This is a genomic window from Mycobacterium sp. ZZG (assembly GCF_054786995.1).
Genome location: NZ_JBTBFV010000006.1, coordinates 71,061 through 93,355, shown reverse-complemented (window position 1 = coordinate 93,355; position 22,295 = coordinate 71,061). Strand labels below are relative to the sequence as shown.

The window sequence follows — 22,295 nt, the reverse complement described above, 5'->3', positions numbered from 1 at the left end:
TCCATCCGAAAAAGCGGATTCTCGTTCCGTGTGGGCATCCAGGTTACGCGCGTACCCAAATTACTACACGGGCGTCATTTACGGTTTCTCGCAGGTGAATTGGACGACGTCGGTGTAGCCGTCGCGGAACAGGTCGGCGCACCCGGTCAGGTACTTGTAGAAGCGCTCGTAGATCTCCTCCGAGGTGATCGCGATCGCCTCGTCCTTCTTGTCCTTGAGGTTCGAGGCCCAGGTGTCGAGCGTCTTGACGTAGTGCGGCTGCAGGTGCTGCTCGCGGGTGACGTTGTAGCCGTTACGAGTCGCCGCGTCGGTGACCTGAGCGGCCAGCGGTAGACGACCGCCGGGGTAGATCTCGTCCATGATGAACTTGATGAAGCGCACTTTCGACATGGTCAGCGGCAGCTTCTTGGCTTTGATCTCGTCATCGCTGGGGATGATGATCGTGTGTAGCAGCATCACACCGTCGTCGGGCATCCAGCTGAAGGTCTTCTTGAAGTAGTCGTCGTACTTGTTGAAGCCGAAGTGCTCGAACGCGCCGATCGACACGACCCGGTCGACCTTGCCGTCGAACTCCTCCCACGGCTGCAGCCGGACTTCCATGCTGCGGCTGGTGTCGATGTTGGGGAACCGGTTGGTCTCGATGTGCTGCTTCTGGTTCTCCGACAGCGTTAGGCCGATGACGTTGACGTCGTACTTCTCCACAGCGCGCTGGATGGTCGACCCCCAGCCGCAGCCGATGTCGAGCAGCGTCATGCCGGGTTCGAGGCCCAGCTTGCCGAGGGACAGGTCGACCTTGGCGAGCTGAGCCTCCTCGAGGGTCATGTCGTCGCGCTCGAAGTACGCGCAGCTGTAGGTCTGGGACGGGTCCTGCCAGAGCTTGAAGAAGTCGTTGGAGATGTCGTAGTGGAATTGGACTTCTTTCTTGTCCGAGCCGCGGGTCTGGGACGCGGATTTGGACAGCCAGGCGGATTCAGCGGTCTGGTTCGCTTGGTCGGTTGAGCTGTTAGGCATCAAGTGTCCTGTCGGCATGCAGATGTCACGCCCGGGCGGGACGCTGGTTCTCTACTACCCCGCCTGGAGAACGTGAAAACGGTCCGCGTCTGAATGTACGCGGCACGGGCCGCGCACCGGGCGACCCACGCCCATGACCGTCAAGATGGTGCTCATGAGCCGCAGCTCGCAGATCTACCTCAAGGCGTGCATCAACGGTGCCCGCACGCCGGACCAGCATCCGAACCTGCCCGTCACCCCCGCGGAGCTGGCCGCCGAAGCGGTGGCGGCGCACCGGGCGGGCGCCAGGGCCGTGCACATGCACCCCAAGGACGCCGAGGGCGCCGACTCGCTGCTCGCCGGTGAGGTCGACGCCGCGGTGGCCGCCGTGCGGGACGCGCTGCCGGGGCTGCCGCTCGGCGTGACGACCGGCTTCTGGGCGCTGCCCGATCCCGGGCAACGGCTCCGGGCGGTGCAGGGCTGGAGTGTGTTGCCGGACTTCGCGTCGCTGAACTGGCATGAGCCCGGTTCTCCGGAACTCGCCGAACTGCTGCTCGGTCGTGGGCTCGGCGTGGAGGTCGGCATCTTCCACGCCGAGGCGGCGCAGTCCTGGGCGGCCTCGGGCATCGCGCAGCACTGCATGCGCGTGATGATCGAACTCGGGTCGGACGCCGACACGGCGACGGCCGACGAACTGCTGGGCATCGTCGCCGCAGCGAACTCGCCGGCGCCGATTCTGTTGCACGGATTCGACGCCAGTTGTTGGCCGCTGCTGCAACACGCCGGGGTACGGGGGCTGCAGACGCGCATCGGCCTGGAGGACACGCTGCAGATGCCCGACGGTGCCGCCGCCGCCGGCAATGCGGCCCTGGGCTCGGCCGCGGTGGAGCTGTTCAGTCGGTAGAGGCGCCGAGCGCGAAGTCGGCGAAATCGAATCCCGGGACCACCACGCAGCTCACCAGGCAGGGCTGGGCGTCGCGGGGGCGGGCGCGCTGCCAGTGCCCGGGCGGCACGACGAACTGCGGGATCTCGCCCGCGTCGAGGTCGGCGCCGAGGAGGTGGGTGGTCGCCGATTCCTGCTGGGCACCGACCTCCAGCAGCAGTGGCCCGCCGAAGTGGTACAGCCACAGTTCGGCGCTGCGCACGGTGTGCCAGGCGGACTGCTGCCCCGGCATGAGCAGGTACAGGATCGCCGTTCCCGCGTTGCGGACCCCCGTGTAATCCGGAGGCAACGCCGACTGCGGGATCGTGAGATCGCTGCGCCAGGTTTCCTTGAACCAGCCCCCTTCCGGGTGCGGGGAGAGGTCCAGGCGACGCGCCCACTCGGGAAGATCGCTCATCGGCTCACCCTAGTAGTCTTCCCGCCATGGCTCGCGCGCTTCCGGGGTGGTTGGTCGCGCTGTGCGCGTTGCTCATCGCCGTCAGCGCGTGGCTGCCGTGGCTCACATCCGCCGACGGGGCCCGCGCCAACGCGATCGGGGGGGTGGCCGGCGCGATGCCGGTGCCTCCGCCCGCCTTCGGGGTGGGCCAGCTGGTGGTGCTGCTGGCGGCAACACTGGTGGTCGCGGGCGCGATGGCGGCGCGGGGAATCTCCGGGCGCATGGCTTCCACGGCGGCACTGGCGATTTCGGTGGTGCTGGTCGTGCTCGCGGTGTGGTTCTACCGACTCTACGTCTATCCGCCGGTGTCGGCGGGATACGGTCTGTACGTCGCCGCGGCGCTGGCGCTGGCCTCAGCGCTGCTCTCGATCTGGGCGATGCTCTCGGCGTGGACGTCGTCGGTGCCGGCCACCGTGCGATGACCGGCTTCGTCGAGCCGGTCACGTTGACCGGTGACCGCTGGGTTCGGCTGGAACCGCTTGCCCCCGAACATCTCCCGGAGATCGAGGCTGCAGCCGCCGACGGCGAGCTGGGCCGGCTGTGGTTCACCGGCACGCCGCGGGCGGGCCGGGCGCGCGACTGGCTCGACATGCGACTCGGCCTGCAGCGGCCGGACACCGGCTTGACCTTCGTGGTGCGCGGAAGCGACGGGGCGCTGATCGGGTCCTCGAGCTATCTCAACGTCGACGGCGCCAACCGGCGGCTGGAGATCGGCAACACCTGGTACGTCGACGCGGTGCGACGCACCGGCGTCAACAGCGAGACCAAGCTGTTGATGCTGAGTCACGCGTTCGACGTTCTGGGTTGCGTCGCAGTCGAATTCCGCACCCACTTCTTCAACTTCACCAGCCGGGCCGCGATCGAGCGCCTCGGCGCAAAGCTCGATGGGATCCTGCGCAGTCATCAGCTGCTGCCCGACGGCTCCCGCCGGGACACCGCGGTGTATTCGATTCTTGATATCGAGTGGCCGGCCGTGCGGTCCAACCTGCGGTTGCGGCTGGACCGCCACGGCTGAGCCGCCGGACTATTCGGCGTCGATCGTCGTGGTCTTGATCGACTTCTGCGTGCCGGCGTGGCTGACCTCGATCTTGCGCGGTTTGGCCTTCTCGGCCACCGGGATCGTCACGGTGAGCACGCCGTTCTCGTAGGTTGCCGAGATGGCGCCCGTGTCGATGCCTTCGCCGAGAGAGAGCTGCCTGCGGTAGCTGCCGAAGAACCTCTCGTTGGCCAGCCACTGCGCCGACTCGTCCGAACGTGCGGTGCGGTGCGCCGAGATGGTCAGCGTGCCGTTGTCGACGTTCACGTCGACCGATCCCGGATCGACACCGGGCAGGTCGGCGGTCAGCACGTAGTGGTCGTCGATCTTGCAGAGGTCCATCGGCATGAACCGTGGGGCTCGGTTTGATCCGGTCTGGCTGGTCAGCAAGCCCCGGGTCAAGGCATCAAGGTCACTGAACGGATCAAAGCGGAGCACAGCAATCCACCTCCTACCTCACTCAGAGCCCGCCACCCCGGCGGGCAGCCAAATCACTGTGCAGCAGCGAGATTAGCACTCGACCATGGAGAGTGCCAGCCCTGGCGCCGAATTTTCCGGCTCATCTCAGGGCCCGGATCTGGGCTCCGCGCAGGTGTGCACGGCAGTGATCGCAGACGAGCGCGGGTGCGAACCTGCGCCCGCAGGCGGTGTGGGTCAGCAGCACCGCGGGTCCCTCCGGGGACGGGAACCAGCGCTGCGCCCAGTCCAGCGCGCACACCAGTACCGGGAAGAACGCGAGCCCCTTCTCGGTCAACCGGTAGCGACCGCCGTCCTGGCCGAGGATCCCTTCATCGGTGAACACCGACAGCCGGCCCGCGATGGTGGCCGGCGGGGCTCCGAGCTGACTTTGGAAGTCGGTGAACCGGCCGATGCCGACGAACGCGGCGACCAGTAGGGCGAACGCCCACCGGTCGCCGATGACACTCATGGTCTGCGGGAACAGCACCGCGGCCCCGCAGCGGCGGGCACTGGAGCGCCGCCGGTTCGTGCCGGCCGGGATCGACCGCGCCCATGACCCGCTCGGTCCCCATTGTGCGACAACATCTTTCCCGTCGGCGCCGCTGCCGCAGGAACGGCAGGTAATCTCCGGCCGGAAGTCCCGGCCGCAGCCGGTGTGGTGCATCTGCGGCAGGGGTTCGGCGTGGTCGGGTACCCACCGTCGTTCCCATTCCCAGACCGAGGTGAGCATCGGCCACAGCGAGCGGCTCTTCGGCGTGAGTAGATACTCCGAACGCGAAGGGTTGTCCTGGTACTGCCGCCGGACCAGCAGCTCATCGCCCGCCAGCGAGTTGAGCCGATTCGACAGCACCGCATTGGACACCGGAAGTGCGGCGGTGAAGTCGCCGTAGCGGCGGGTCCCCAGCATGGCCCGCTGCACGATGAGCAGCGTCCACTCGTCCCCGAGTAGGCCGAGCATCCGCGCTACGGCGTTGGGTGCCTCCGGCAACTACAGCCCGATCGCCGCGGCGGCCGAGTCGGTGTCCCGCCACCGCGGAAGGTCGGATCCGGGTGCCCACGTGGAATGCGTACCGCTGGAGATGCGTTCGGGCAACAGCAGTTTGCACACCGGTCCGTCCTCGACCCGGGCCGCATCGAACACGAGGCAGTACGACGCGTCGGCGTTCATGTCGGTGGTCAGCGTGATGAGGTAGCCGTCGTCCTCGGCGACATTGGGCCGCGGAGCCGCCCCGGCGGCGACATCGGAGCGGGGCGCCATCGCGGTTTCGCTGCCGAACACGCCCTCGCCAAAGGCGTAGTGCGTCTCGGTTCCGGTGTGCAGGTCGTGGCGGAGCAGGCCGTCGAACAGGAACCAGCCGGGCTTGCCGGTGGCCGCGTAGGTGTAGCGGTGCGGGCGGCCCGCGTAGCCGGGATTGATCATCCCGAACTCGCTGAGGCAGTCGGACAACGGCTCCTCGCGGACCTGACCGGTGACCAGGTTGAAGCGCCACCGGTGCAGCCGCGTCTGCATGCCGTCCAGGGAGAGACTGCGGAAGATCTGCTGCCACTTGCGGCTCATGCCGTTGTCGATGCCCTGGGTGGGTTCGGGATCACCCTGGAAGAAGCCGTCCAGCACGATCTCGTCACCGTCCTCGTAGGCGTTGGGGAAGTGCAGCACGTAGGTCGGGTCGGTCTCGAACCACCTGATCTGGGAGGTGTCGCCGCGGCGTGGGACGACCGCAAATCGCGACGGCAGGTCCCGGTGGAACCGCGGCAGGTGGATGTTGTGCTCGAGCAGGGAGGTGTCCCAGAACAGCGGGAAATCGTTGAGAATCACGTAATTCTCAGTGAACGCCATGTCGTGCGGCAGCCGCGGGCCGGGCAGCGGGACGTCGACGCTGTGCACCACCTCCCCGGCGGCGCTGACCACGCCGTAGCGCATATGTGGCGCCTGCTTGCTGTAGTGGAAGAACAGCAGTTCGCCGGTGCGGTCGTCGACCTTGGGGTGCGCGGACACGCCCCAGTCGGTGGGAAATGTGCCGTGCCAGTTCTCCTTGCCGAGGTCCTCGCCGCTGCACGGGTCGATGCGGTACAGGTCGCCGCATTGGTAGTGGCTGGTCAGTGCGACACCCCGGTGCACGATGACGTCGGTGGAGGACGCGTCTTTCATCAGGGTGCGTGCGCCCCAGCCGTAGTCGCGGCGGGCGAGTTCGATGGGTTCGGCGATCCCGGGCCACAGCGGTCCGCCGGCCTCGTTCTCGGCGATGAAACCGTCGGTACGGACAAAGCGGTTGCGGTAGAACGCTTTTCCGTCCCGGAATCCGACGATGTGCAGCATGCCGTCGCCGTCGAACGGGTGGTAGTACTTCAGGGCGGGGTGCAGCGGGTTCTCCGTGTTGCGCAGGTACACGCCGTCGAGGTCGGCCGGGATCTGCCCCTCCACGACGCGGAGGTCGTCGTCGTCCCACTCGGTGGTCTGGGGGCGCCACGGTCCGGTCCGGTAGGGGTGGTCGTCGTCTTCGGGCAGCGTCGAGAGGTACTTGCCGACGATTTCGGGGTGGGGCGATGTCATGGCGTCCTTCCGACGACGAAGCTGACCGTGGTGGCGGTGCTGCCGCCGAAGTTCAAGGTGGCGAAGGTCTTTGCGTCGTCGATTTGGTAGGCGCCCGCGGTGCCGCTGACCTGACGTGCCGCGTCGAGCAGCATCCTGACCCCGGACGCGCCGACGGGATGTCCGCCGCCGATCAGGCCGCCGCTGGGGTTGATCGGGAGCCGGCCGCCGGGCGCGATGTCGCCCTGTTCGATCGCCTTCCAGGACTCGCCGGGCGCGGTCAGGCCGATGTGGTCGATCGCCAGGTATTCGCTCGGGGTGAAGCAGTCGTGCACCTCGAAGCCGTGGACGTCGTCGAGCGTGACCTCGGCGCGGCAGAACGCGTCGAGCACTGTCGTCCGCACGTGGGGCAGCACGTAGGGTTCGCCGGCCGAATGGTCCAGTTTCTGCTGCAGGCCGAGGCCGACGGTGCGGTGACCCCAACCGTCGATGCGGCCGAGCGGACGCGCGGCGGGATGGTCGCGCAGCCAGTCGTCGCTGACCAGGACCACGCCGGCGCCGCCGTCGGTGAGCTGACTGCAGTCCAGTCGCCGCAGCCTGCCCTCGACCACAGGGTTGGTGACGTCGTCGGCGGTGACGGGGTCGGGAATCGACCAATCGCGGGTCTGCGCCTGCGGGTTGCGCTTGGCGTTCGCGTAGTTCAACGCCGCGATCGCGTGCAGGTGGGCTCCGTCGATGCCGTACCGACGGTCGTACTCCGCGGCGACGGATTCGAACATGGACGGCCACATGAACTTCGCGTCGCAGCCTTCGTGTTCGGTCCACGCCGCTGCGCCGAGGATGGCGGTGGCGACGTCGCCGGGGACCGTCTTCTCCAACTCCACGCCGAGTACCAGTGCCGAGGCGTAGGCGCCCGAGCGCAGATCGGCCATCGCGGCCAGCACCGCGGCGCTGCCCGACGCGCAGGCTGCCTCGTGACGCACCGCGGGAGTCCCCCACAGCCCGGGGTCGACGGTGGCGGGCATGGCGCCGAGTTGACCCTGGCCGGCGAACAGCTCGCCGAAGGCGTTGGCGACGTGCACGACGCCGATCTGGCCGGCGCCGACCTTCGCCGCGTGCAGCGTCGACGTGACGACCTCGGCGGTCAGCCCGGCGAAGTCCAGGCCTTCCTTGGCGTAGTTGCGTGCGAAGTCGCTCTGGTAGCCACCCAGGATCCAGACGCCGGCCGCACACATGCCGGCACCGTACTACAACTAACAGAGTGACTGGAAGAGGCGGCCCCGCCGGCTCCTGTCTGAACCGACGAGACCTCGACAGCGGCGACGGTCGACCATCGTCGTTGTCTGCCGCCCTGCATTGCCCCCGCGCCCGACGCGCAAACCCGGGCCGCGTGTACATGTCGGAACGGATGGGGAAGTCTGTACGAATGACTGAAACGTCCAGCCATGCGCTGGCCAAGCGGATGGCGGAGCTGGCCCGGGCGGTGGCCACCCCTCGCCGCGTCGAGGATGTGTTGTCCGATGTCACCGGTGAAGTCCTGGATCTGATCCCCGGTGTCGATGCGGCCGGCATCCTGTTCGTCGGTAAGGGGGGACGCTTCGAAACCGTGGCCGGCACTTCTGAGCTGCCACATCGCCTCGACGAACTGCAGATGACGTTCCGGGAGGGGCCATGCCTCGACGCCGCGCTGGATGAGGTGGTGGTGCGCACCGACGACTTCCGCACCGAACGGCGCTGGCCGCAGTATGCGCCCGCCGCCGCGGAGATCGGTGTGCTGAGTGGTCTGTCGTTCAAGCTCTACACCAGTGGAAAGACCGCGGGAGCGCTCAATTTGTTCGCGCTGAGGCCGCACGTGTTCGACGACGAGGCCGAGACGATCGGCGCGGTGCTCGCGGCCCATGCGGCCGCCGCGATCCTGGCCAGCCGGGAGAACGAGCAGCTGACCTCGGCACTGTCGACGCGAGACCGCATCGGCCAGGCCAAGGGCATCATCATGGAGCGGTACAACGTCGATGACATCGCCGCCTTCGAGATGCTGCGCAGACTTTCGCAGGACAGCAACACCAAGCTCGTCGACGTCGCGGGCAAGGTGATCGAGACCCGGGGCACTTGACCGGCCGCGGGGTCAGAGCCCGCGGGGCCGGATCAGGAACGTCTCTTCGGTCAGGCCGCACTACCTGCTGGCTGGAAGTGCGCTGCGCAGCCCGACGGTCAGGCGTCCGGCATGCTGGCCGGCGGGAGCCCGCAGCGGGCGCGGAAATCGATCATCGGCTGCCGGATGCCGCGCAGCTCGGAGGCTACCTGCGGGCTCGTGTCCATGTAGGACTCGACCTTGGCTCGCCGTTCTTCGGGCGGCAGACCGCGCAGACTGGTGAAGAACCAGTTCACGTCCGGGTGGGTGAACATGTAGGCCGACAGCGATGCGGACACCCCGGACAGGATGCCGGCCTGGTCGGCGATCGAGCAGTTGGGGGCCGGGGCCGGCTGTGCCGCCGCGAGCGGGCCGGAGCCGAGCAACGCGGCCCCGGCGAGCACCACCGCACCTGCAGATCGGACGAGAACAGACATACCCACTCCTTTTCGTGGTCGAGTCAACATGCCAGGGATCCTGCGACCGTCAATTGTCATCGTCGTCGTCACCGCTGCCGAATGCGGCGCCTCCGCCATATCCCACGTCGTGCCGTTCCCGCTGTGGGTTCAGAGCGATACTGATGTCGTCGTCGTAGCAGAACATGTCCAGCTCGCACCACGGATACTCGGTGGGGAACGGTCCGGACAGGACCGGGGCGGCACCGGCCACCGCGGCGGACGTCACCGCGCCGGCCACGGCGCCGGCCGCCAGCAACGGAATTGCCAAGTAGGACTTGCGCATCACTACCTCCCGACCCGATCACCAACGTTCCGCGGGCCGGTAATCGGCTGCGCTGGAGCTCAATCTGCCGTCGGCGGAGGGTAGTGACATCCCCCAGGATGGGGGAAATGGCGAGTGGAAAGTACGCCTCGTTGCCGGGCTGTCAGAGATCAGCCGAAGCAACTGTCAAGCATCAGTCGAAACAGACAGCGAACAAGGACTCGGCACTCGCCCCATGAACCGTCCCGGGTCCGGGGATGATCGGGACGACCCGTGTGCGGGGCGGTATGCGTTGGCTGAGGCCCCTAACCGAAGAATCCGGCTGTCGGCTGAGCGCCGCGCTCAACCACGCGAACCAGCTTCGCGTTGACGAATTCCTTGATGCCCAGCGGACCGAGCTCACGTCCGTAACCGGAGCGTTTGATACCTCCGAAGGGCAACTGCGGTTCTGAGCTGGTGGGGTAGTTGATCCACACCATGCCGGCCTCCAGTCGGGCGGCCAGGTCCCGGGCCCGTTGCTCATCCCCGCTCCACACCGAACCACCGAGTGCGAAGGGCGTAGCGTTGGCGAGCTCGATGGCCTCAGCTTCAGTTTCGACCCGGTACACCTGCGCCGCCGGACCGAAAAACTCCGTATAGAAGGCCGGATTGTCCGGTGTGATATCGGTCAAGATGGTCGGCTGGACGTAGGCACCGGGGCGGTCGATGCGTCCTCCGCCGAGTACCAGGGTGGCGCCGCCGGCGACTGCCTGTTGAATCTGCCCGATCAGGCGTTGTGCGGCCTGCTCAGAGCTGAGCGGGGCAAGGGTGGTGGCCTCGTCGGTCGGGTCTCCTGGCCTCAGCGCGCCCATTCGGTCCCGCATAGCCTCCAGGAAGCGGTCGTAGAGGTCGCCGAGGACGATGAATCGCTTCGCGGCGACGCAACTCTGGCCGCAGTTCGCCGTGCGCGCGGTCACCGCGAAGTCCAGCGTGCGCTCGAAGTCCTCATCGTCGAGCACGATGAACGGATCGCTGCCGCCGAGTTCGAGCACTGTCTTCTTCACCTCGTGGCCCGCACTCTCGGCGACCGCTTGGCCGGCGGCGTCGCTCCCGGTCAGCGAGACTCCGCGCACCAGGGTATTCGGAATGATCTTCTCCACCGTGCGACCGGGCACGAGCAAGTTCACGTAAACGCCGCGCGGCAGGCCCGCGTCGGTCAGGAGTTTCTCGATGGCGATCGAGCATTGGGGACATTGGCTCGCGTGTTTCAGCACGATGGTGTTGCCGGCGGCGATGTTGGGCGCCGCGAAGCGGGCAACCTGGTATATCGGGAAATTCCACGGCATGACGCCGAGCAGTACGCCCAATGGCTCGTAGCGTATCTGCGCACTGCCCGCGTCCGCGTTGAGCGGTTCGGCCTCAAGCAGCGTCGCGGCGTTTTCTGCGTAGTAGCGGAAGATCTCGGCGCTCAGATTCACTTCGCCACGCGCCTCGTGACGAAGCTTGCCCATCTCCAATGTCACCAGGCTGCTGAGCTCGTCGACGCGTTCCAGCATCAGGTCGGCGGCGCGGGCGAGCACGGCCACCCGTTCGCTGACAGGACGCTCTCGCCAGGACAGGAAGGCCTGGTGGGCGTCGTCGACCGCGTGATCGACCTGTTCGTCGCTCATCGGTTGGAACTCGCGCAGCAACTCTCCGCTGGCCGGGTTGACGGTGGCAATCGGTGAACGGTGTTCGACCCCGACCGAAGGTGAATTCATGGTCTCCCCTTTGCGTGCAGCGGATTCCTGCTTGCGATGTTCTGGATTGATCGCACGTTCGACGGTCCCTGCATGGCAGCCGACATCTTCGGAGTGTGGCAATCCGGCAGCGCGCGAATCTTCAACTCGGTCATACCGATTTCGCCAGGCGGATTCGTCCCGTCAGAACCACGGCCGAGGGCGGCTCCGCGCGCGCCCTTTCACCTATGTGGGGTTGGGCTTTCTCAACAGCTACTTTCGCAGTTGACTGTGAGCCGCGATCCAACAGTTGAGTGCCCCCGGCAGGATTCGAACCTGCGACACCGGCTTTAGGAGAGCCGTGCTCTATCCCCTGAGCTACGGGGGCAGCTACGGGACGATGCCGGTGGGAGCTTACCCTCCCGTTGTCGCGGGCCCGCACCGGCCGATCCCAGGTATGGCAAAAGTGACAAAACTCTGCGGAGTGGCCGGTAGCGTTTCCACCGTGGAGCTGACTCTGCAACGTCTCGGCGCCTGGTTGGGCAGCATCATGATCCTGCTCTACGGCGCCAGTTTCTCCGGTGTGGCCCAACTGTTCCCGCCGCTGTCCCCGGCCGCGTCGGCGGACGAGATCGCCGCGTTCTTCGTCGACCACAAACTCTGGATCCGGTTCGGCGTCTCCGGTGCGCTGCTCAGCGCCGTGCTCGGGCTGCCGTTCCTGGCGACTATCGTCCTGCGGATCCGCCGGGTCGAAGGACGCTGGGGAATGCTGTCCACGACCCAGCTGATGGCCGCCACCGTGTTCGTCCCGGCGCTGCTGTTCCCGCAGTTCTTCCTCGGCGTGGCCGCCTACCGCCCCGAGGAGCGCTCCGCGGAACTCACCCAGGCCCTCAATGACGTGTTCTGGCTTTGGTTCATCGGCATCGTCGGCACCATCATCATCCAGAACCTCTCCCTGGCCGTCGCGACGTTCATCGACAAGACCGACCCGCCGACGTTCCCCCGCTGGTACGGCTACCTCAACCTGTGGGTGGCGACGCTGTCGCTGCCCGGTTGCGTGGTGGTGGTCTTCAACGACGGGCCGCTGGCCTGGAACGGTGTATTCGCCTTCTACATCCCCGGTTTGGTGCTCGTGGTGTGGCTGTTCGCCACCACCGCGGTGATGCTGAAGTCCATCAGAGCCCAGCAGCGCAGCGAGGCGACGGCGACGGCGCAGGCCCAACCCGCGTGACCGACACGGCCGCCCCGCCCCGTCCCGCCCGCAGAATCCCCGGCGAGAGCGGCACCTGGGTCTTCCTGTTCGGCGACATGCTGGTCTTCGGAGCGTTCTTCGTGACCTTCCTGGTGGAGCGCGCCAAAGCGCCGGAAGTGTTCGACACCGCCCGCGCCACGCTGCATCTGGGCGTCGCCGTCACCAACACGCTCGTGCTGCTCACCAGTTCGCTGGGCGTGGTGCTGGCGCTCAACGCTCTGCGCGCCGGCGCCGGGGTGATCGCCACCCGCGCTGTCGCTGCGGCCATGCTGTGCGGGCTGGTCTTCATCGGTCTGAAGGTGTTCGAGTACGTCGCACTCGCGGCGGCCGGGCACGGCCCAGGCGCCAACGACTTTTACCTGTACTACGTCATCCTCACCGGGCTGCACCTGTTCCACGTATGCCTCGGGCTCGGCGCGCTGTCGTTCGTGCTCAGTCAGACCCGGCGCGCCGAACTGGGGCCCACCCGCACCGCGCTGGTCGAGGGCGGCGCTTGCTTCTGGCACCTGGTCGACCTGCTGTGGATCTTCTTGTTCGCGCTGCTGTACCTGGTGAGCTGAATGACCGCGTTGAGTCTGCTGACGAATCGGGCCGGGGCGACCTGGCTGTTCCTCGTCGCCGCGACCGTCGTGTCGTGGGCGGTCGGTGCCGAGCACGGCACCGGATCGGTGGTGGCCGTGGTCGTCCTGGCCATCGCCGCGATCAAGGTGCGCCTCGTCGGGCTCGACTTCATGGAGTTGCGGCACGCACCGATCCCGCTGCGCGCGGCGTTCGAGCTGTATTGCGTGGGCATGTGGGCGCTGCTGTCGGCCCTCTACCTGTGGCTCTAGCTATTGCAGTAGCTCCATCACCTTGCCGAAAGCGTCGGCGTGCCGCATCTGCACGATCAGATAGCTGATGCCGTAGTCGTCGCGGTACCCACGGATTCGCTCGGCGATATCCTCGGCGGACCCCGACAGCACGCCGGGATGGCGCAGCAACTGCTCGTCGGTGAGCCCCGGCAGCGAGATCCGGGGGATAGTCAGATCCGGCACGCCGGAACCGTCGACCGGCATCGCCGTGATCGCCAGGTTGAGTTCCAGTTCGGCGAACCGCGCCCCGGCCGCCTCCCGCACGAACGCGATCCGCTCAGCCAGCGGATCCTCGTCGGCCGAGGCCGCACGGTCACCGCCGGTGAGGCCGATGATGTGCGCTGAACGGGCCGCGATCCGCAGCACTCGGTCGCCGTTGCCGGCGATCATGATCGGGACATCGGGCAGCTGCGCGGCCATGTACTCCGTCGTCGACCGCAGGTGGTCGACGCGTTGTCCGGCGCTGGGGAAGGGGATGCCGGCGGCGTCGAACTCCTCCTTGACGTAGCCGGTGCCCAGACCGAGCTCGAACCGTCCGTCGCTGATGTCGCGCAGTGCCGCGACGTCGCGCGCCAGCAGCGCGGGACGGTAGAACGCCGCGTTGATGACGAAGGTGCCGACCCGCAGCGTCGAGGTCGCCGTCGCGACCGCGGTCAGCACCGGGAACGGCGCCGGACCGCCGAGGTGATCAGGCACATGCAGGACGTCGAAACCGAGGCTTTCGGCGCGTCGCGCGTTCTCGACGATCTGGGCCCGGGAACCGGTCCGCGTCAGCCCGATCCCGAACCGGAAGTTCTTTGCCACATCGTGATGGTAGGTCCAGGTTTGAATCGGAATCGGCAGGGGCATATACGCAATCGACTTTCATCGCCCCGATCCGGCCCGTCGTCGAATTATCCGACGGGCCGGATCAAATTTTCGTGTGAGGCCCAGACATGGCAGACGTTCCAACTCTCGGGGTCGAAGAGGAGTTCCTCCTCGTCGACCCGGGTTCGGGCCAACCCACCGCGCTCAACCGCGAGGTCGCCGAACGCGCCGCCGAGCAGGATGTGGAACTGCAGCTGGAGCTCACCAGCTGCCAGGTCGAGACCGCCACCGGCGTCGCCGAGGACGTCGGAGAGCTGCGCGAGCAACTGACCCGGCTGCGACGGGTCTCGGCCGAAGCGGCCGAGCGGGCCGGTGCCCGGCTGCTGGCGGTCGGGCTGCCGCCGACCCTGCCGCACGATTTCCCGGTCACCGACACGCCGCGGTACCGCGACATCGGCGAGCGCTACGGCATGATCGCCCACGAGCAGGGCATCTGCGGATGCCACGTGCACGTCGCGGTGCCCGACCGAGATGCCGCTGTCGCCGTCAGCAACCGGCTGCGGCCGTGGTTGCCCCTGCTGCTCGCACTGACCGCGAACTCGGCGATCTACCGCAACGCCGACACCGGCCACGCGAGCTGGCGCAGCGTACTGTGGGCCCGCTGGCCCAGCGCGGGTCCGCCGCCGCATTTCGGCTCCGCCGACGAGTACGACGCCGCGGTACAGATGCTGTCGCACACCGGGGTGATTCGCGACGACGGAATGGTCTACTGGGACGTGCGGCCGTCGGCGAACTTCCCGACCGTGGAGGTGCGGGTGGCCGACGTGCCCGCGACGGTGACCGAGACCGTGCTGTTCGCCGCGCTGGTGCGCGGCTGCGTGATGACCGCCCTGGACGACGAACGACACGGTGAGCCCGTGCTGCCGCTGGCGCCGTACGCGCTCAAGGCCGCGTACTGGAAGGCGGCGCGGGAGGGCGTGGACGGCGACGGCGTCGACCTGGAGAACCATGCGCCCGCACCGATGTCAGCACTGCTGGCCGGTCTCGTCGACCGCATCGCGCCGGCGCTGGAGGCCACCGGCGACCTCCCGCTGGTGCGCGCGGGCCTCGAGCGTGTCACGACTGTCGGCAACGGCGCGCTGCGACAGCAGCGCGCGTGGCGCAGAAGGTATGACGTCGCTGACGTGCTGGCCGAAGTGGCCGCCGCAACGCTGGAGGAGACTAGGTGAGCGGCAGTTCGGCGAACACCGGGCTGCTCGGCTGCGAGGAACCACCCGGCGGTTCGACGGTGAACGCCAGCGCCCGCGACGACCCGAGATCGGGCAGCACGGCCGTGGTCGACGGCGCGACCGCCGCAGAGTCCATGGTCCCAGCTGAGTGCGGACCGGCGGCGTCGACCAGCCACATCTGGTACACGGTGCCCGGTTGCGGGGGCGGAACGTTGTTCATCACCAGCACCCCGGAATTGCGTTCACGCGAGAACACCACGGTCGCGGTGCCGCCGCCGGGGATCTCGCCGGAGATCGTGCGCACGTCGGGTGCGGCGAAGACCTGCTCGGCGGTCGTCGGTGCCGAGGCCGGCCGCAGCGCGTACCCGACGCCGACGGCGCCGAGGCCGATCACCACGGCGGCCGCCGCGGTCAGCACCGCGGCCGCGCGCCTGCGGGAGCGTGGCTGGGTGGGCAGAGACCGGACCGGGTCGTCGGCGATCTGGCGCAGCACCGCATCACGCAGGTGCGCGGGAGGTTCGACGGCGGTGGCGCTGGCAAGCACGGCCATGGTCTCCTGCACCGACCGCACCTCGGCCAGAAACGCCGCAGCGACATCAGGTTCCGCGGTGGCCAGCCGGTGGTCCACATCGGCCCGCTCGGCGCCGCTCAGCGCGTGCAGCGCGTAGGGCGTCGCGAGCGTCAGAAGCTCGTTCTGTGCGCTGGTCATGCCACCCCCAAACATCTGCGCAGGCCGCGGATACCGTCGCGCATCCGCGATTTGATTGTGGCCAGGTTCGCCGCCAACCGCTCGGAGACCTGGACGTAAGTCAGACCGTCGTAATAAGCCAACTGGATGCACTCCCGCTGGGTGTCGGTCAACGAACCCAGGCAGTCGGCCACCCGGCGGCGCTCGTCGTCGAGGAGCACCTCGTCGGCGACGTGATCGGTCGGCGGTTCCACCGAGGCGGCGCCGTAGCGGGACTCCCGGGTGCTGGCCGCCTGCTCGGCGCGCACCCGGTCCACCGCGCGGCGATGGGCCAGGGTCAGCAGCCAGGTCAGCGGCGACCCGGCCTCCGGGTTGTAGTTCGCCGCGTTGCGCCATACCTGCAGATAGATGTCCTGCGTCGTTTCCTCGCTGTAACCGGGGTCGCGCAGCACCCGGATGACCAGTCCGTAGACGCGGGACCGGGTGTGGTTGTAGAACGCGGCGAACGCGTCGGCATCGCGGCGGGCCACCTGGCGCAGAAGAGCGTCGAGTTCGGCGGTCACGAGCGGTAGCCTAGCGGCAGCTACCAGGACCGATGACGTCATGGCGATCGTGTCTCCAGCGGACCCCTGGTCAAGATCGTTCCGGAAGTTCCTTTGCCGACCGTCGCCCGGCCGTCACGGACTGTCGCCCGATCCTCGTCGGACCCCTCGGGAATTACCGGCACCCTGCGCAGCCACAACAGTGCGGCCTGGGTGCGCATGCTCATCCGGTTCATCAGCGGTGACAGCGGGGCGACGACCTGCAGCGCGAGGATCTGACCGACACCGGCCGGCCGGCGGGTACCCCGCATCGTCGCCACGATGGCCGGCTGCTGGTCGCGGTGCAGCGAGATCGTCACGTCGAGTCTTTCGTCGGGTTGCGGGGCCCGCACCAGATAGTGCCCGTCCACTCCGTTGAACGGTGACGTCCGGAACTTCTTGTCCACCATCACCGGTCGGTCGCCGCAGGGCGGAAGCAGGTATGCGTACCGGCCGCCGGCCGCGTTGTGGACCTCGGCGATGACACAGCGCAGCACTCCGCGGGCGTCGTGGCACCAGAACAGGGTCAGCGGGTTGAACTCCTGCCCGAGCACCCGCGGTTGCATCAGCGCGGTGACCGTTCCGCCGCCCAGGTCGATGCCCTTCTCCGCCAGGAACGCGTCGACCCTGCCCCGCAGGGTGTCCTGCGGCGCTTCCCACAGGTGGTCGCGGGCCTCGAAGCGGGCGAACGGCCGCAGCCATCCCGGCAGGCGGGGCAGCGCGTCCAGATCGACGAACCAGCTGTAGCTGCGGTGTTCGAAGTAATGGTGCACAGGTGCGCGCCGCAGGTGGGTGATGCGCGTGCGGTACACGGCCGCATTCCCGCGGTCGCCGCCTCGACAGTCGGATTTCACATCAGCTATTCGGAGCGGGGTCGGGCGTGGATGGGTCGGTTGCCGACGGGGGAGTCGGGTTGGGTCAGCAGATTGGCGTCAGCCTTGCGGATCCGACGATGTCCGCATGGCGCACCGACCCGACATCTGCCACGAGCGTGCGGCGGCCGCCAGTCCCCGCACCAGTGCGGAGGTCGCAGCGAACAGCCCGTCGTCGCTGGGCAGCCCGCTGCGGGGGCTCAGCCCGCGAACCCGCGGTGGGAGTTCAAGCTGGGTGCCGCCCCCGCGGACCCGGTTGACCGGATTGTCCGGGTGCAGGCCCCGGAGCTCTCTCGGGATCGCCTCCAGGTCGGTGACGACCCGGTAGCCGGGGATGCCGACATGGCGGGCGACGTGGTCGGTCAGGCCGCGATTGCGCCCACCGGCCAGGATCTGGGTGCTGCGCCCCAGCCGGCCGTAGCCGTGCAGGGACACCGCCACCTCGATGTGGTCGAGGAACTCCGCGAGCCGATCCGACTGCGCCGGGTCATAACGCGCCGAGGCCAGGTGGTGGGGGTAGCGGTCGGGATGACGCACCGTATACAGCGAAGCGCCCGCTGCGTCCGCGGCGCGTTCGGCGATCACATCGGTCATCTGCTCCAGGCCGCCGCCGTGGATGGCCAGGAACCCGAACCGGGACTTCAGCACCGAGTCCTCGACGACGGCCGGATCGGTGAGCAGCTCGGAGAGCGATTGCGGCCCGGCATCATCGGCGGACGCGCGGCGATGCGGCCAGCGACTCGGATCCCACCTCTCCAGGAACTGGATCCAGTTGTGGGGCAGCCCGTGATGGCGGGCACCGGCGAGGATGCGCTCGAGATAGCCGGGACGCGGCGGCCCGGCTTCGACGCGATGGTCGATGTACACCCACGCGCTCGACGGTCCCCGCTCGGTCATGACGGTGAGTTCGTCGCGCCGGTACCGCACCGGAACTCCTTCGGCACTGTCCAGCGTGGCCAGGTCGCGATCGGAGACCCGCCACACCACGCCGTGCACCACGCTGCCGGCCAGCGGTTCCACCGTCGCGACCCCGCGCTGGTTGATCAGCCAGTCGTGATCGGCCAGCGTCGCCGGGCGCGGGTCGGTGGCATCGGGGCATCGGCGCGCCATCTGCTGCACGCACAGATTCGACCCGTACGCGAAGTAGATATGCCGACCGCCCATTCAGCCGGTCAGCGTGAGATAGATCAGCACCACGTTCAACAGGGTAATCAGGCCGGCGACGATCCAGCCGAGCGTCGTGGTGAGCCGATGGTTGACGTCATCACCCATCAGTCGGGCGTCGGCGGTGAGCCGGACCAGCGGGATCAGTGCGAATGGGATCCCGAACGACAGCACCACCTGCGAGAGCACCAGGGCGCGGCTCGGATCCACCCCGGCGGCCAACACCGCCAGCGCGGGCAGCAGCGTGATCAGCCGGCGCGTGATCAGTGGCACCGACCGGCGGATCAGGCCCTGCATGATCATCGCGCCGGCGTATGCCCCGACCGACGACGACGCCAGCCCGGACGCCAGCAGGCCGATCGCGAACAGCAAGGCGACGGTGGGGCCGAGTGCGGTCTGCACCGCGGCGTGCGCGCCCTCGATCGAGTCGGTGTTCTCGACGCCCTGCAGATTGGTCGCCGCCACGAGAAGCATGGACAGATTGACCGCGCCGGCGACGAGCATCGCGATGCCGACATCCCAGCGGGTGACCCGGAGCAGCATCCGGCGGGTAGGTCCGGGTTCGGGATGGCCATGGCGGTCGCGGGCCAGCCCCGAATGAAGGTAGACGGCGTGCGGCATGACCGTCGCGCCGAGCATCGCCGCGGCGAGCAGGACGCTCTCGGGGCCGTCGAACCGCGGCAGCAGGCCCGCGACCGTGTCGTCGACCGGCGGCGGTGACGCGAAAAGACTTGTCAGGAAACCGATTGCGATGACCAGCAGCAGGCCGGTGATCACCCGCTCGAACATCCGTTGTCCGCGCTGGTCTTTGACGAGCAGCAACACCAGCGAGACCGCACCGGTGATCACGCCGCCGACGAGCAGTGGCAGGTCGAACAACAGGTAGAGCGCGATCGCTCCGCCCACTACCTCGGCCAGATCCGTTGCCATGGCCACTAATTCGGCCTGGAGCCAGTAGGCCAGCCGGGTGGGCCGGCCCATCCGACCACCGACCGCTTCGGGAAGCGACATACCGCTCACCAGCCCGAGCTTGGCGGACAGGTACTGCACCAGACAGGCCATCAGGTTGGCGGCCACGATGACCCACAGCAGCAGGAATCCGAACTGCGCGCCGGCGCTGACGTTCGCGGCCACGTTGCCGGGGTCGACGTAAGCGATCGCGGCGACGAATGCGGGCCCGAGCAGCACCCAGCGTGAGCGCGTCGGTGCTTCGGCCTGGCGCGTCACGGCACCCCTTTCCATCCGGCAATGCGAATAGAAAAGTTAGGTTAGCCGAAACCTAGGGGCCGGGCCAGTCCCGCGATGGTGCCGGAACAGCGGTCACCAGGGGCCGAGGCCGTATGCGCCGACCAACGGCCACACCCCGATACCGGTCCAGCCGCCGTAGTTCCACGGCGGTGGGGTGGTGGTGATCTGGGTGCTTCCGTTGGTCTCGCAGAACGTCACCGTCTTGCCGAGGTCCGTACAGTCCGGGGCGGCCGACGCGGTGGGGGCAAGGATCGCCGCCACCCCGAGAGCCACGAAAAGCCCTGTCGCAGAGCGAGACACGACGGTCACGGAATCAGAAGATGAACGGGCCGTAGCCTTCCCACGGGAACATGCCACCGCCGTACCACGGCATGGCGTATTGCCCGGGGGTCGAGCTGATCTGGGCGTTGCCCGGCGACTGGCAAACCTCGGTCCGCCCCCCGGCGCCCGCCGACGTCGTGGCGCAATTCGGCTGGGCAGACGCCGCAGGAGCTGCGGCGATGGCCACGGAAGCACCGCCGGCGACAAGGAGAGCAGCAACAGTGCTCAGGCGAGCCTTCATTTTCAGCATCCTTCCAGGGAGGGTTGCCGCTTAGCGTACAGACCTTCGCCGGTTATGGGAGGTAACTCCCGCGCGGTCACGATTCCGGGGGCAGCGTCGATGACGGCGGGGATCGCATTGACGACTCGAGCCGCGGTCGCCACCAGCCCGGCATGGTTGTGGTCGCCGTGGGGACTGCTCAGGCACAGGTCGAGCGTGTAGGACGGTTCGCCGGTGATCTCGATCCGGTAGGAGCCGCCGTGCTGAGCGGGCTGCGGCCACTCCGGGCACAGGTCATCACGCAGCCGGGTGACGTGCTCGAGGACCACGGCGACGTCTCCGTCCTTCATCCCGCGCACCTCGAAGCGGATCGCCGCGGTGGTGCCCTTCTCGATGCGGCCGGCGGCGATGTCGAAGGCCTCCGGCGCGGGGACACGCACATGGGTCTCGGTGACCTCGTCGAGGTCGATGCCCAATCCGGCGGCCAGCTGCCGCACCACCGAGCCCCACGCCAGGCTCAGCACTCCCGGCTGCAGCAGCATCGGGGTGTCGTCCAGGCTGCCGCCGAAGCCCATGACGTCGAACATCACCGGCGCGCTGTCGTACGTGTCGTAGTTGATGATCTCCATACAGCGGATCTGCTGGACGCTCTGGCAGGTTCCCGCCAGTGCCATCGGCAGCAGGTCGTTGGCGAAGCCCGGGTCGATGCCGTTCACGAAAATGCTGGCGTTGCCCGCTTTGGCGGCGTCCTCGATGGGGGAGATCAGCTCGTCGGGGAGCACCTGCCACGGATGCTGGAGGAAGACGGCGCTGCTGCCGACGACGTTGACGCCCGCGGCGAGGATCCGGCGGTAATCTTCCAGCGCCTCGGGCAGCCGGTTGTCGGCCAGTGCGGTGTAGACCGCGCACTCCGGTTGCGTGGCCAGCACCGCGTCGAGGTCGGTGGTGGCCAGCACGCCCGTCGAATCCTGCAGTCCGGCAAGCTCTGCGGCATCCTTACCGGTTTTGGCCTCCGAGGACACCCACACCGCGGTCAACTCGAAGCGGGCGTCGGTGATCAGCTGCGCCAGCGCGTGCTTGCCGACGTTTCCGGTGCCGATGGCGGCGACTTTGATGGCCATGGCTGGCTCCTCACAGATCGGGGATGGGCAGGTCGAGATTCGGGAAGGTGATGCCGCCGTCGACTTCGAGGGTCTTACCGGTCAGGTAGCTGCCGGCCGGCGAGGCCAGATACACCGCGGCGGCGGCGATGTCGACGGGATCGCCGAGACGCTTGAGCGGGGTGGCCTTCTCCATCGGGTCGCGCAGCGCGTCGTTCTCGGCCACGATCTCCAGCGCCGAGGTCAGGATCGAACCGGGGGCGATCGCGTTGACCCGGATCCGCGGGGCCAGATCAAGCGCCGACAACCGGGTGTAGTGTGCCAGCGCGGCTTTCGCGGTGCCGTAGGCGGCGAACCCGCGGCCGGCCAGGCGCCCCATCGTCGAGGTGATGTTGATGATGCTGCCGCCGCCGGCGTGCTCGAGCATCAGCGGCACCGCGGCGACGGTCAGCGCGTGCGCGGTCGCGACGTTGAACGCGAACGCGTCGCGCATGTCCTTGGCCGAGGTGCTCAGAAGCGCGTTCGGCATGGTGCCGCCAACGTTGTTGACGACGATGTCTAGTCGCCCGAACGCGTCGACGGCCTGTGCCGCGAGGGCCGCGGTGTCCTCGGAGTGCGCGAGGTCGGCGACCACGACGTGCGCCCGCCGGCCGGTCGCCTCGACCTGCTGGGCCACCTCGTCGAGCTGGGACCGGGTGCGGGCGGCAATCAGCACGTCAGCGCCAGCTTCAGCGAATGCCAGCGCCATCGCCGCGCCCAGCCCGCGGCCGGCGCCGGTCACCACGGCCACCTGATCGTCGAGTCGGAACCGGTCCAAGATCATGCGCGTCGTCCAATGGTCACGGGGCGTCACGCTAGCAAGGAGTGCGCAGCGAAGTGACCGGTTTCTGGAACACGTTCTATTTGACTGTAGGGGCGGTGTCGCGGTACGGGGCGCGTCGCGGGTCGGCGTCGCCACGGGCGACACCAGTAACAGGAATCCGTCTATTTCAGGAGAAGTACGAGTGGGCCGCTGCTAAA

At 68.0% G+C, this 22,295-nt stretch carries 27 protein-coding genes and 1 tRNA gene; 8 read left to right on the top strand and 20 right to left on the bottom strand.

Annotated features, from left to right (window positions below; genetic code table 11):
* Nucleotides 1-78: 78 nt before the first annotated feature.
* Nucleotides 79-1,011 carry a cyclopropane mycolic acid synthase family methyltransferase gene (locus ACXMYJ_RS06095; RefSeq protein ID WP_313901338.1) on the bottom strand — a complete coding sequence of 311 codons (933 nt, stop codon included), beginning with the start codon at nt 1,009-1,011 and terminating at the stop codon, nt 79-81.
* A gap of 154 nt (nt 1,012-1,165) precedes the next feature.
* On the opposite strand from ACXMYJ_RS06095, the gene ACXMYJ_RS06090 reads away from it, so the two are divergent.
* Nucleotides 1,166-1,894 carry a 3-keto-5-aminohexanoate cleavage protein gene (locus ACXMYJ_RS06090; RefSeq protein WP_396885570.1) on the top strand — a complete coding sequence of 243 codons (729 nt, stop codon included), beginning with the start codon at nt 1,166-1,168 and terminating at the stop codon, nt 1,892-1,894.
* Here the strand turns inward: ACXMYJ_RS06090 and ACXMYJ_RS06085 are convergent.
* On the bottom strand, nt 1,884-2,330 hold the full coding sequence (locus ACXMYJ_RS06085; RefSeq protein WP_460354688.1) for a cupin domain-containing protein: 447 nt from the start codon (nt 2,328-2,330) through the stop codon (nt 1,884-1,886). The two genes, ACXMYJ_RS06090 and ACXMYJ_RS06085, sit on opposite strands and share 11 nt — an antisense overlap.
* 26 nt (nt 2,331-2,356) lie before the next feature.
* Here ACXMYJ_RS06085 and ACXMYJ_RS06080 point away from each other — a divergent pair, with 26 nt between their 5' ends.
* Together ACXMYJ_RS06080 and ACXMYJ_RS06075 are read left to right on the top strand one after the other, a co-directional pair.
* Nucleotides 2,357-2,791 (top strand): hypothetical protein, encoded by a 435-nt coding sequence (locus ACXMYJ_RS06080; RefSeq protein ID WP_460354686.1) that lies wholly within the window; start codon nt 2,357-2,359, stop codon nt 2,789-2,791.
* Nucleotides 2,788-3,384 carry a GNAT family N-acetyltransferase gene (locus tag ACXMYJ_RS06075; RefSeq protein WP_460354801.1) on the top strand — a complete coding sequence of 199 codons (597 nt, stop codon included), beginning with the start codon at nt 2,788-2,790 and terminating at the stop codon, nt 3,382-3,384. The genes ACXMYJ_RS06080 and ACXMYJ_RS06075 overlap by 4 nt, the downstream gene beginning before the upstream one ends.
* A gap of 9 nt (nt 3,385-3,393) precedes the next feature.
* Here the strand turns inward: ACXMYJ_RS06075 and ACXMYJ_RS06070 are convergent, their stop codons facing one another.
* The 4 genes from ACXMYJ_RS06070 to ACXMYJ_RS06055 all read right to left on the bottom strand — a co-directional run bounded on the left by ACXMYJ_RS06070 (nt 3,394) and on the right by ACXMYJ_RS06055 (nt 7,629).
* Entirely contained in the window at nt 3,394-3,843 is a 450-nt protein-coding gene (locus ACXMYJ_RS06070; RefSeq protein ID WP_460354683.1) for an Hsp20/alpha crystallin family protein, read from the bottom strand.
* A gap of 121 nt (nt 3,844-3,964) precedes the next feature.
* Nucleotides 3,965-4,822 (bottom strand): winged helix-turn-helix transcriptional regulator, encoded by an 858-nt coding sequence (locus tag ACXMYJ_RS06065; protein WP_260755205.1) that lies wholly within the window; start codon nt 4,820-4,822, stop codon nt 3,965-3,967.
* Nucleotides 4,823-4,852: 30 nt separating this feature from the next.
* Nucleotides 4,853-6,415: a carotenoid oxygenase family protein gene (locus ACXMYJ_RS06060; protein ID WP_260755204.1), complete on the bottom strand. Its 1,563-nt coding sequence runs from the start codon at nt 6,413-6,415 to the stop codon at nt 4,853-4,855.
* Nucleotides 6,412-7,629 (bottom strand): acetyl-CoA acetyltransferase, encoded by a 1,218-nt coding sequence (locus ACXMYJ_RS06055; protein WP_460354679.1) that lies wholly within the window; start codon nt 7,627-7,629, stop codon nt 6,412-6,414. Before ACXMYJ_RS06055 ends, ACXMYJ_RS06060 begins: the two co-directional genes overlap by 4 nt.
* A 191-nt stretch (nt 7,630-7,820) precedes the next feature.
* Between ACXMYJ_RS06055 and ACXMYJ_RS06050 the strand changes: the two genes are divergently transcribed.
* Complete coding sequence (locus ACXMYJ_RS06050) at nt 7,821-8,507, top strand: GAF and ANTAR domain-containing protein (protein ID WP_460354676.1); 687 nt, start codon at nt 7,821-7,823, stop codon at nt 8,505-8,507.
* Nucleotides 8,508-8,605: 98 nt separating this feature from the next.
* Here the strand turns inward: ACXMYJ_RS06050 and ACXMYJ_RS06045 are convergent, their stop codons facing one another.
* From ACXMYJ_RS06045 to ACXMYJ_RS06030, 4 genes are all read right to left on the bottom strand, one after another.
* Nucleotides 8,606-8,962 carry a heme-binding protein gene (locus tag ACXMYJ_RS06045; protein ID WP_443186866.1) on the bottom strand — a complete coding sequence of 119 codons (357 nt, stop codon included), beginning with the start codon at nt 8,960-8,962 and terminating at the stop codon, nt 8,606-8,608.
* 49 nt (nt 8,963-9,011) lie between these two features.
* Nucleotides 9,012-9,266 (bottom strand): hypothetical protein, encoded by a 255-nt coding sequence (locus tag ACXMYJ_RS06040; RefSeq protein WP_260755200.1) that lies wholly within the window; start codon nt 9,264-9,266, stop codon nt 9,012-9,014.
* 284 nt (nt 9,267-9,550) lie between these two features.
* Nucleotides 9,551-10,984: an NAD-dependent succinate-semialdehyde dehydrogenase gene (locus ACXMYJ_RS06035; protein ID WP_460354673.1), complete on the bottom strand. Its 1,434-nt coding sequence runs from the start codon at nt 10,982-10,984 to the stop codon at nt 9,551-9,553.
* Between the two features lie 273 nt (nt 10,985-11,257).
* Nucleotides 11,258-11,330, bottom strand: a tRNA-Arg gene (locus ACXMYJ_RS06030).
* 117 nt (nt 11,331-11,447) lie between these two features.
* On the opposite strand from ACXMYJ_RS06030, the gene ACXMYJ_RS06025 reads away from it, so the two are divergent.
* The 3 genes from ACXMYJ_RS06025 to ACXMYJ_RS06015 are packed head-to-tail and all read left to right on the top strand — an operon-like array spanning nt 11,448 to nt 13,024.
* The gene (locus ACXMYJ_RS06025) at nt 11,448-12,173 is read left to right on the top strand and encodes a hypothetical protein (protein WP_460354671.1); all 726 of its coding nucleotides are present in this window, start codon (nt 11,448-11,450) and stop codon (nt 12,171-12,173) included.
* Nucleotides 12,170-12,754 carry a cytochrome c oxidase subunit 3 gene (locus tag ACXMYJ_RS06020; RefSeq protein WP_260755198.1) on the top strand — a complete coding sequence of 195 codons (585 nt, stop codon included), beginning with the start codon at nt 12,170-12,172 and terminating at the stop codon, nt 12,752-12,754. The genes ACXMYJ_RS06025 and ACXMYJ_RS06020 overlap by 4 nt, the downstream gene beginning before the upstream one ends.
* Nucleotides 12,755-13,024, top strand: a complete 270-nt coding sequence (locus ACXMYJ_RS06015) for a cytochrome C oxidase subunit IV family protein (RefSeq protein WP_260755197.1) — start codon at nt 12,755-12,757, stop codon at nt 13,022-13,024.
* Here ACXMYJ_RS06015 and ACXMYJ_RS06010 read toward each other — a convergent pair whose 3' ends face one another.
* Nucleotides 13,025-13,849, bottom strand: coding sequence for an LLM class F420-dependent oxidoreductase (locus ACXMYJ_RS06010; protein ID WP_260755196.1), 825 nt, complete (start codon nt 13,847-13,849; stop codon nt 13,025-13,027). It lies immediately after the preceding gene.
* Between the two features lie 131 nt (nt 13,850-13,980).
* Between ACXMYJ_RS06010 and ACXMYJ_RS06005 the strand changes: the two genes are divergently transcribed.
* On the top strand, nt 13,981-15,081 hold the full coding sequence (locus ACXMYJ_RS06005; protein ID WP_460354667.1) for a glutamate--cysteine ligase 2: 1,101 nt from the start codon (nt 13,981-13,983) through the stop codon (nt 15,079-15,081).
* Here the strand turns inward: ACXMYJ_RS06005 and ACXMYJ_RS06000 are convergent.
* The 9 genes from ACXMYJ_RS06000 to ACXMYJ_RS05960 all read right to left on the bottom strand — a co-directional run bounded on the left by ACXMYJ_RS06000 (nt 15,074) and on the right by ACXMYJ_RS05960 (nt 22,098).
* Nucleotides 15,074-15,790, bottom strand: coding sequence for an anti-sigma factor (locus tag ACXMYJ_RS06000; RefSeq protein ID WP_260755195.1), 717 nt, complete (start codon nt 15,788-15,790; stop codon nt 15,074-15,076). The two genes, ACXMYJ_RS06005 and ACXMYJ_RS06000, sit on opposite strands and share 8 nt — an antisense overlap.
* A complete protein-coding gene (locus ACXMYJ_RS05995) occupies nt 15,787-16,374 on the bottom strand; it encodes a sigma-70 family RNA polymerase sigma factor (protein WP_460354664.1) in 588 nt (195 codons plus the stop codon). The genes ACXMYJ_RS06000 and ACXMYJ_RS05995 overlap by 4 nt, the downstream gene beginning before the upstream one ends.
* Complete coding sequence (locus tag ACXMYJ_RS05990; RefSeq protein ID WP_260755193.1) at nt 16,371-17,204, bottom strand: DUF1365 domain-containing protein; 834 nt, start codon at nt 17,202-17,204, stop codon at nt 16,371-16,373. The genes ACXMYJ_RS05995 and ACXMYJ_RS05990 overlap by 4 nt, the downstream gene beginning before the upstream one ends.
* Before the next feature lie 78 nt (nt 17,205-17,282).
* Nucleotides 17,283-18,386, bottom strand: coding sequence for a poly-gamma-glutamate hydrolase family protein (locus ACXMYJ_RS05985; protein WP_260755192.1), 1,104 nt, complete (start codon nt 18,384-18,386; stop codon nt 17,283-17,285).
* Complete coding sequence (locus tag ACXMYJ_RS05980) at nt 18,387-19,613, bottom strand: Nramp family divalent metal transporter (protein ID WP_396884644.1); 1,227 nt, start codon at nt 19,611-19,613, stop codon at nt 18,387-18,389. It lies immediately after the preceding gene.
* Nucleotides 19,614-19,706: 93 nt separating this feature from the next.
* Nucleotides 19,707-19,943 (bottom strand): hypothetical protein, encoded by a 237-nt coding sequence (locus ACXMYJ_RS05975; RefSeq protein ID WP_443186874.1) that lies wholly within the window; start codon nt 19,941-19,943, stop codon nt 19,707-19,709.
* Nucleotides 19,944-19,947: 4 nt separating this feature from the next.
* Nucleotides 19,948-20,196, bottom strand: coding sequence for a hypothetical protein (locus ACXMYJ_RS05970; protein ID WP_260755189.1), 249 nt, complete (start codon nt 20,194-20,196; stop codon nt 19,948-19,950).
* A 2-nt stretch (nt 20,197-20,198) separates the two neighbouring features.
* Nucleotides 20,199-21,296 carry an NAD(P)H-dependent amine dehydrogenase family protein gene (locus ACXMYJ_RS05965; RefSeq protein WP_260755188.1) on the bottom strand — a complete coding sequence of 366 codons (1,098 nt, stop codon included), beginning with the start codon at nt 21,294-21,296 and terminating at the stop codon, nt 20,199-20,201.
* Nucleotides 21,297-21,306: 10 nt separating this feature from the next.
* On the bottom strand, nt 21,307-22,098 hold the full coding sequence (locus ACXMYJ_RS05960; protein ID WP_443186876.1) for an SDR family oxidoreductase: 792 nt from the start codon (nt 22,096-22,098) through the stop codon (nt 21,307-21,309).
* Nucleotides 22,099-22,295: the final 197 nt, after the last annotated feature.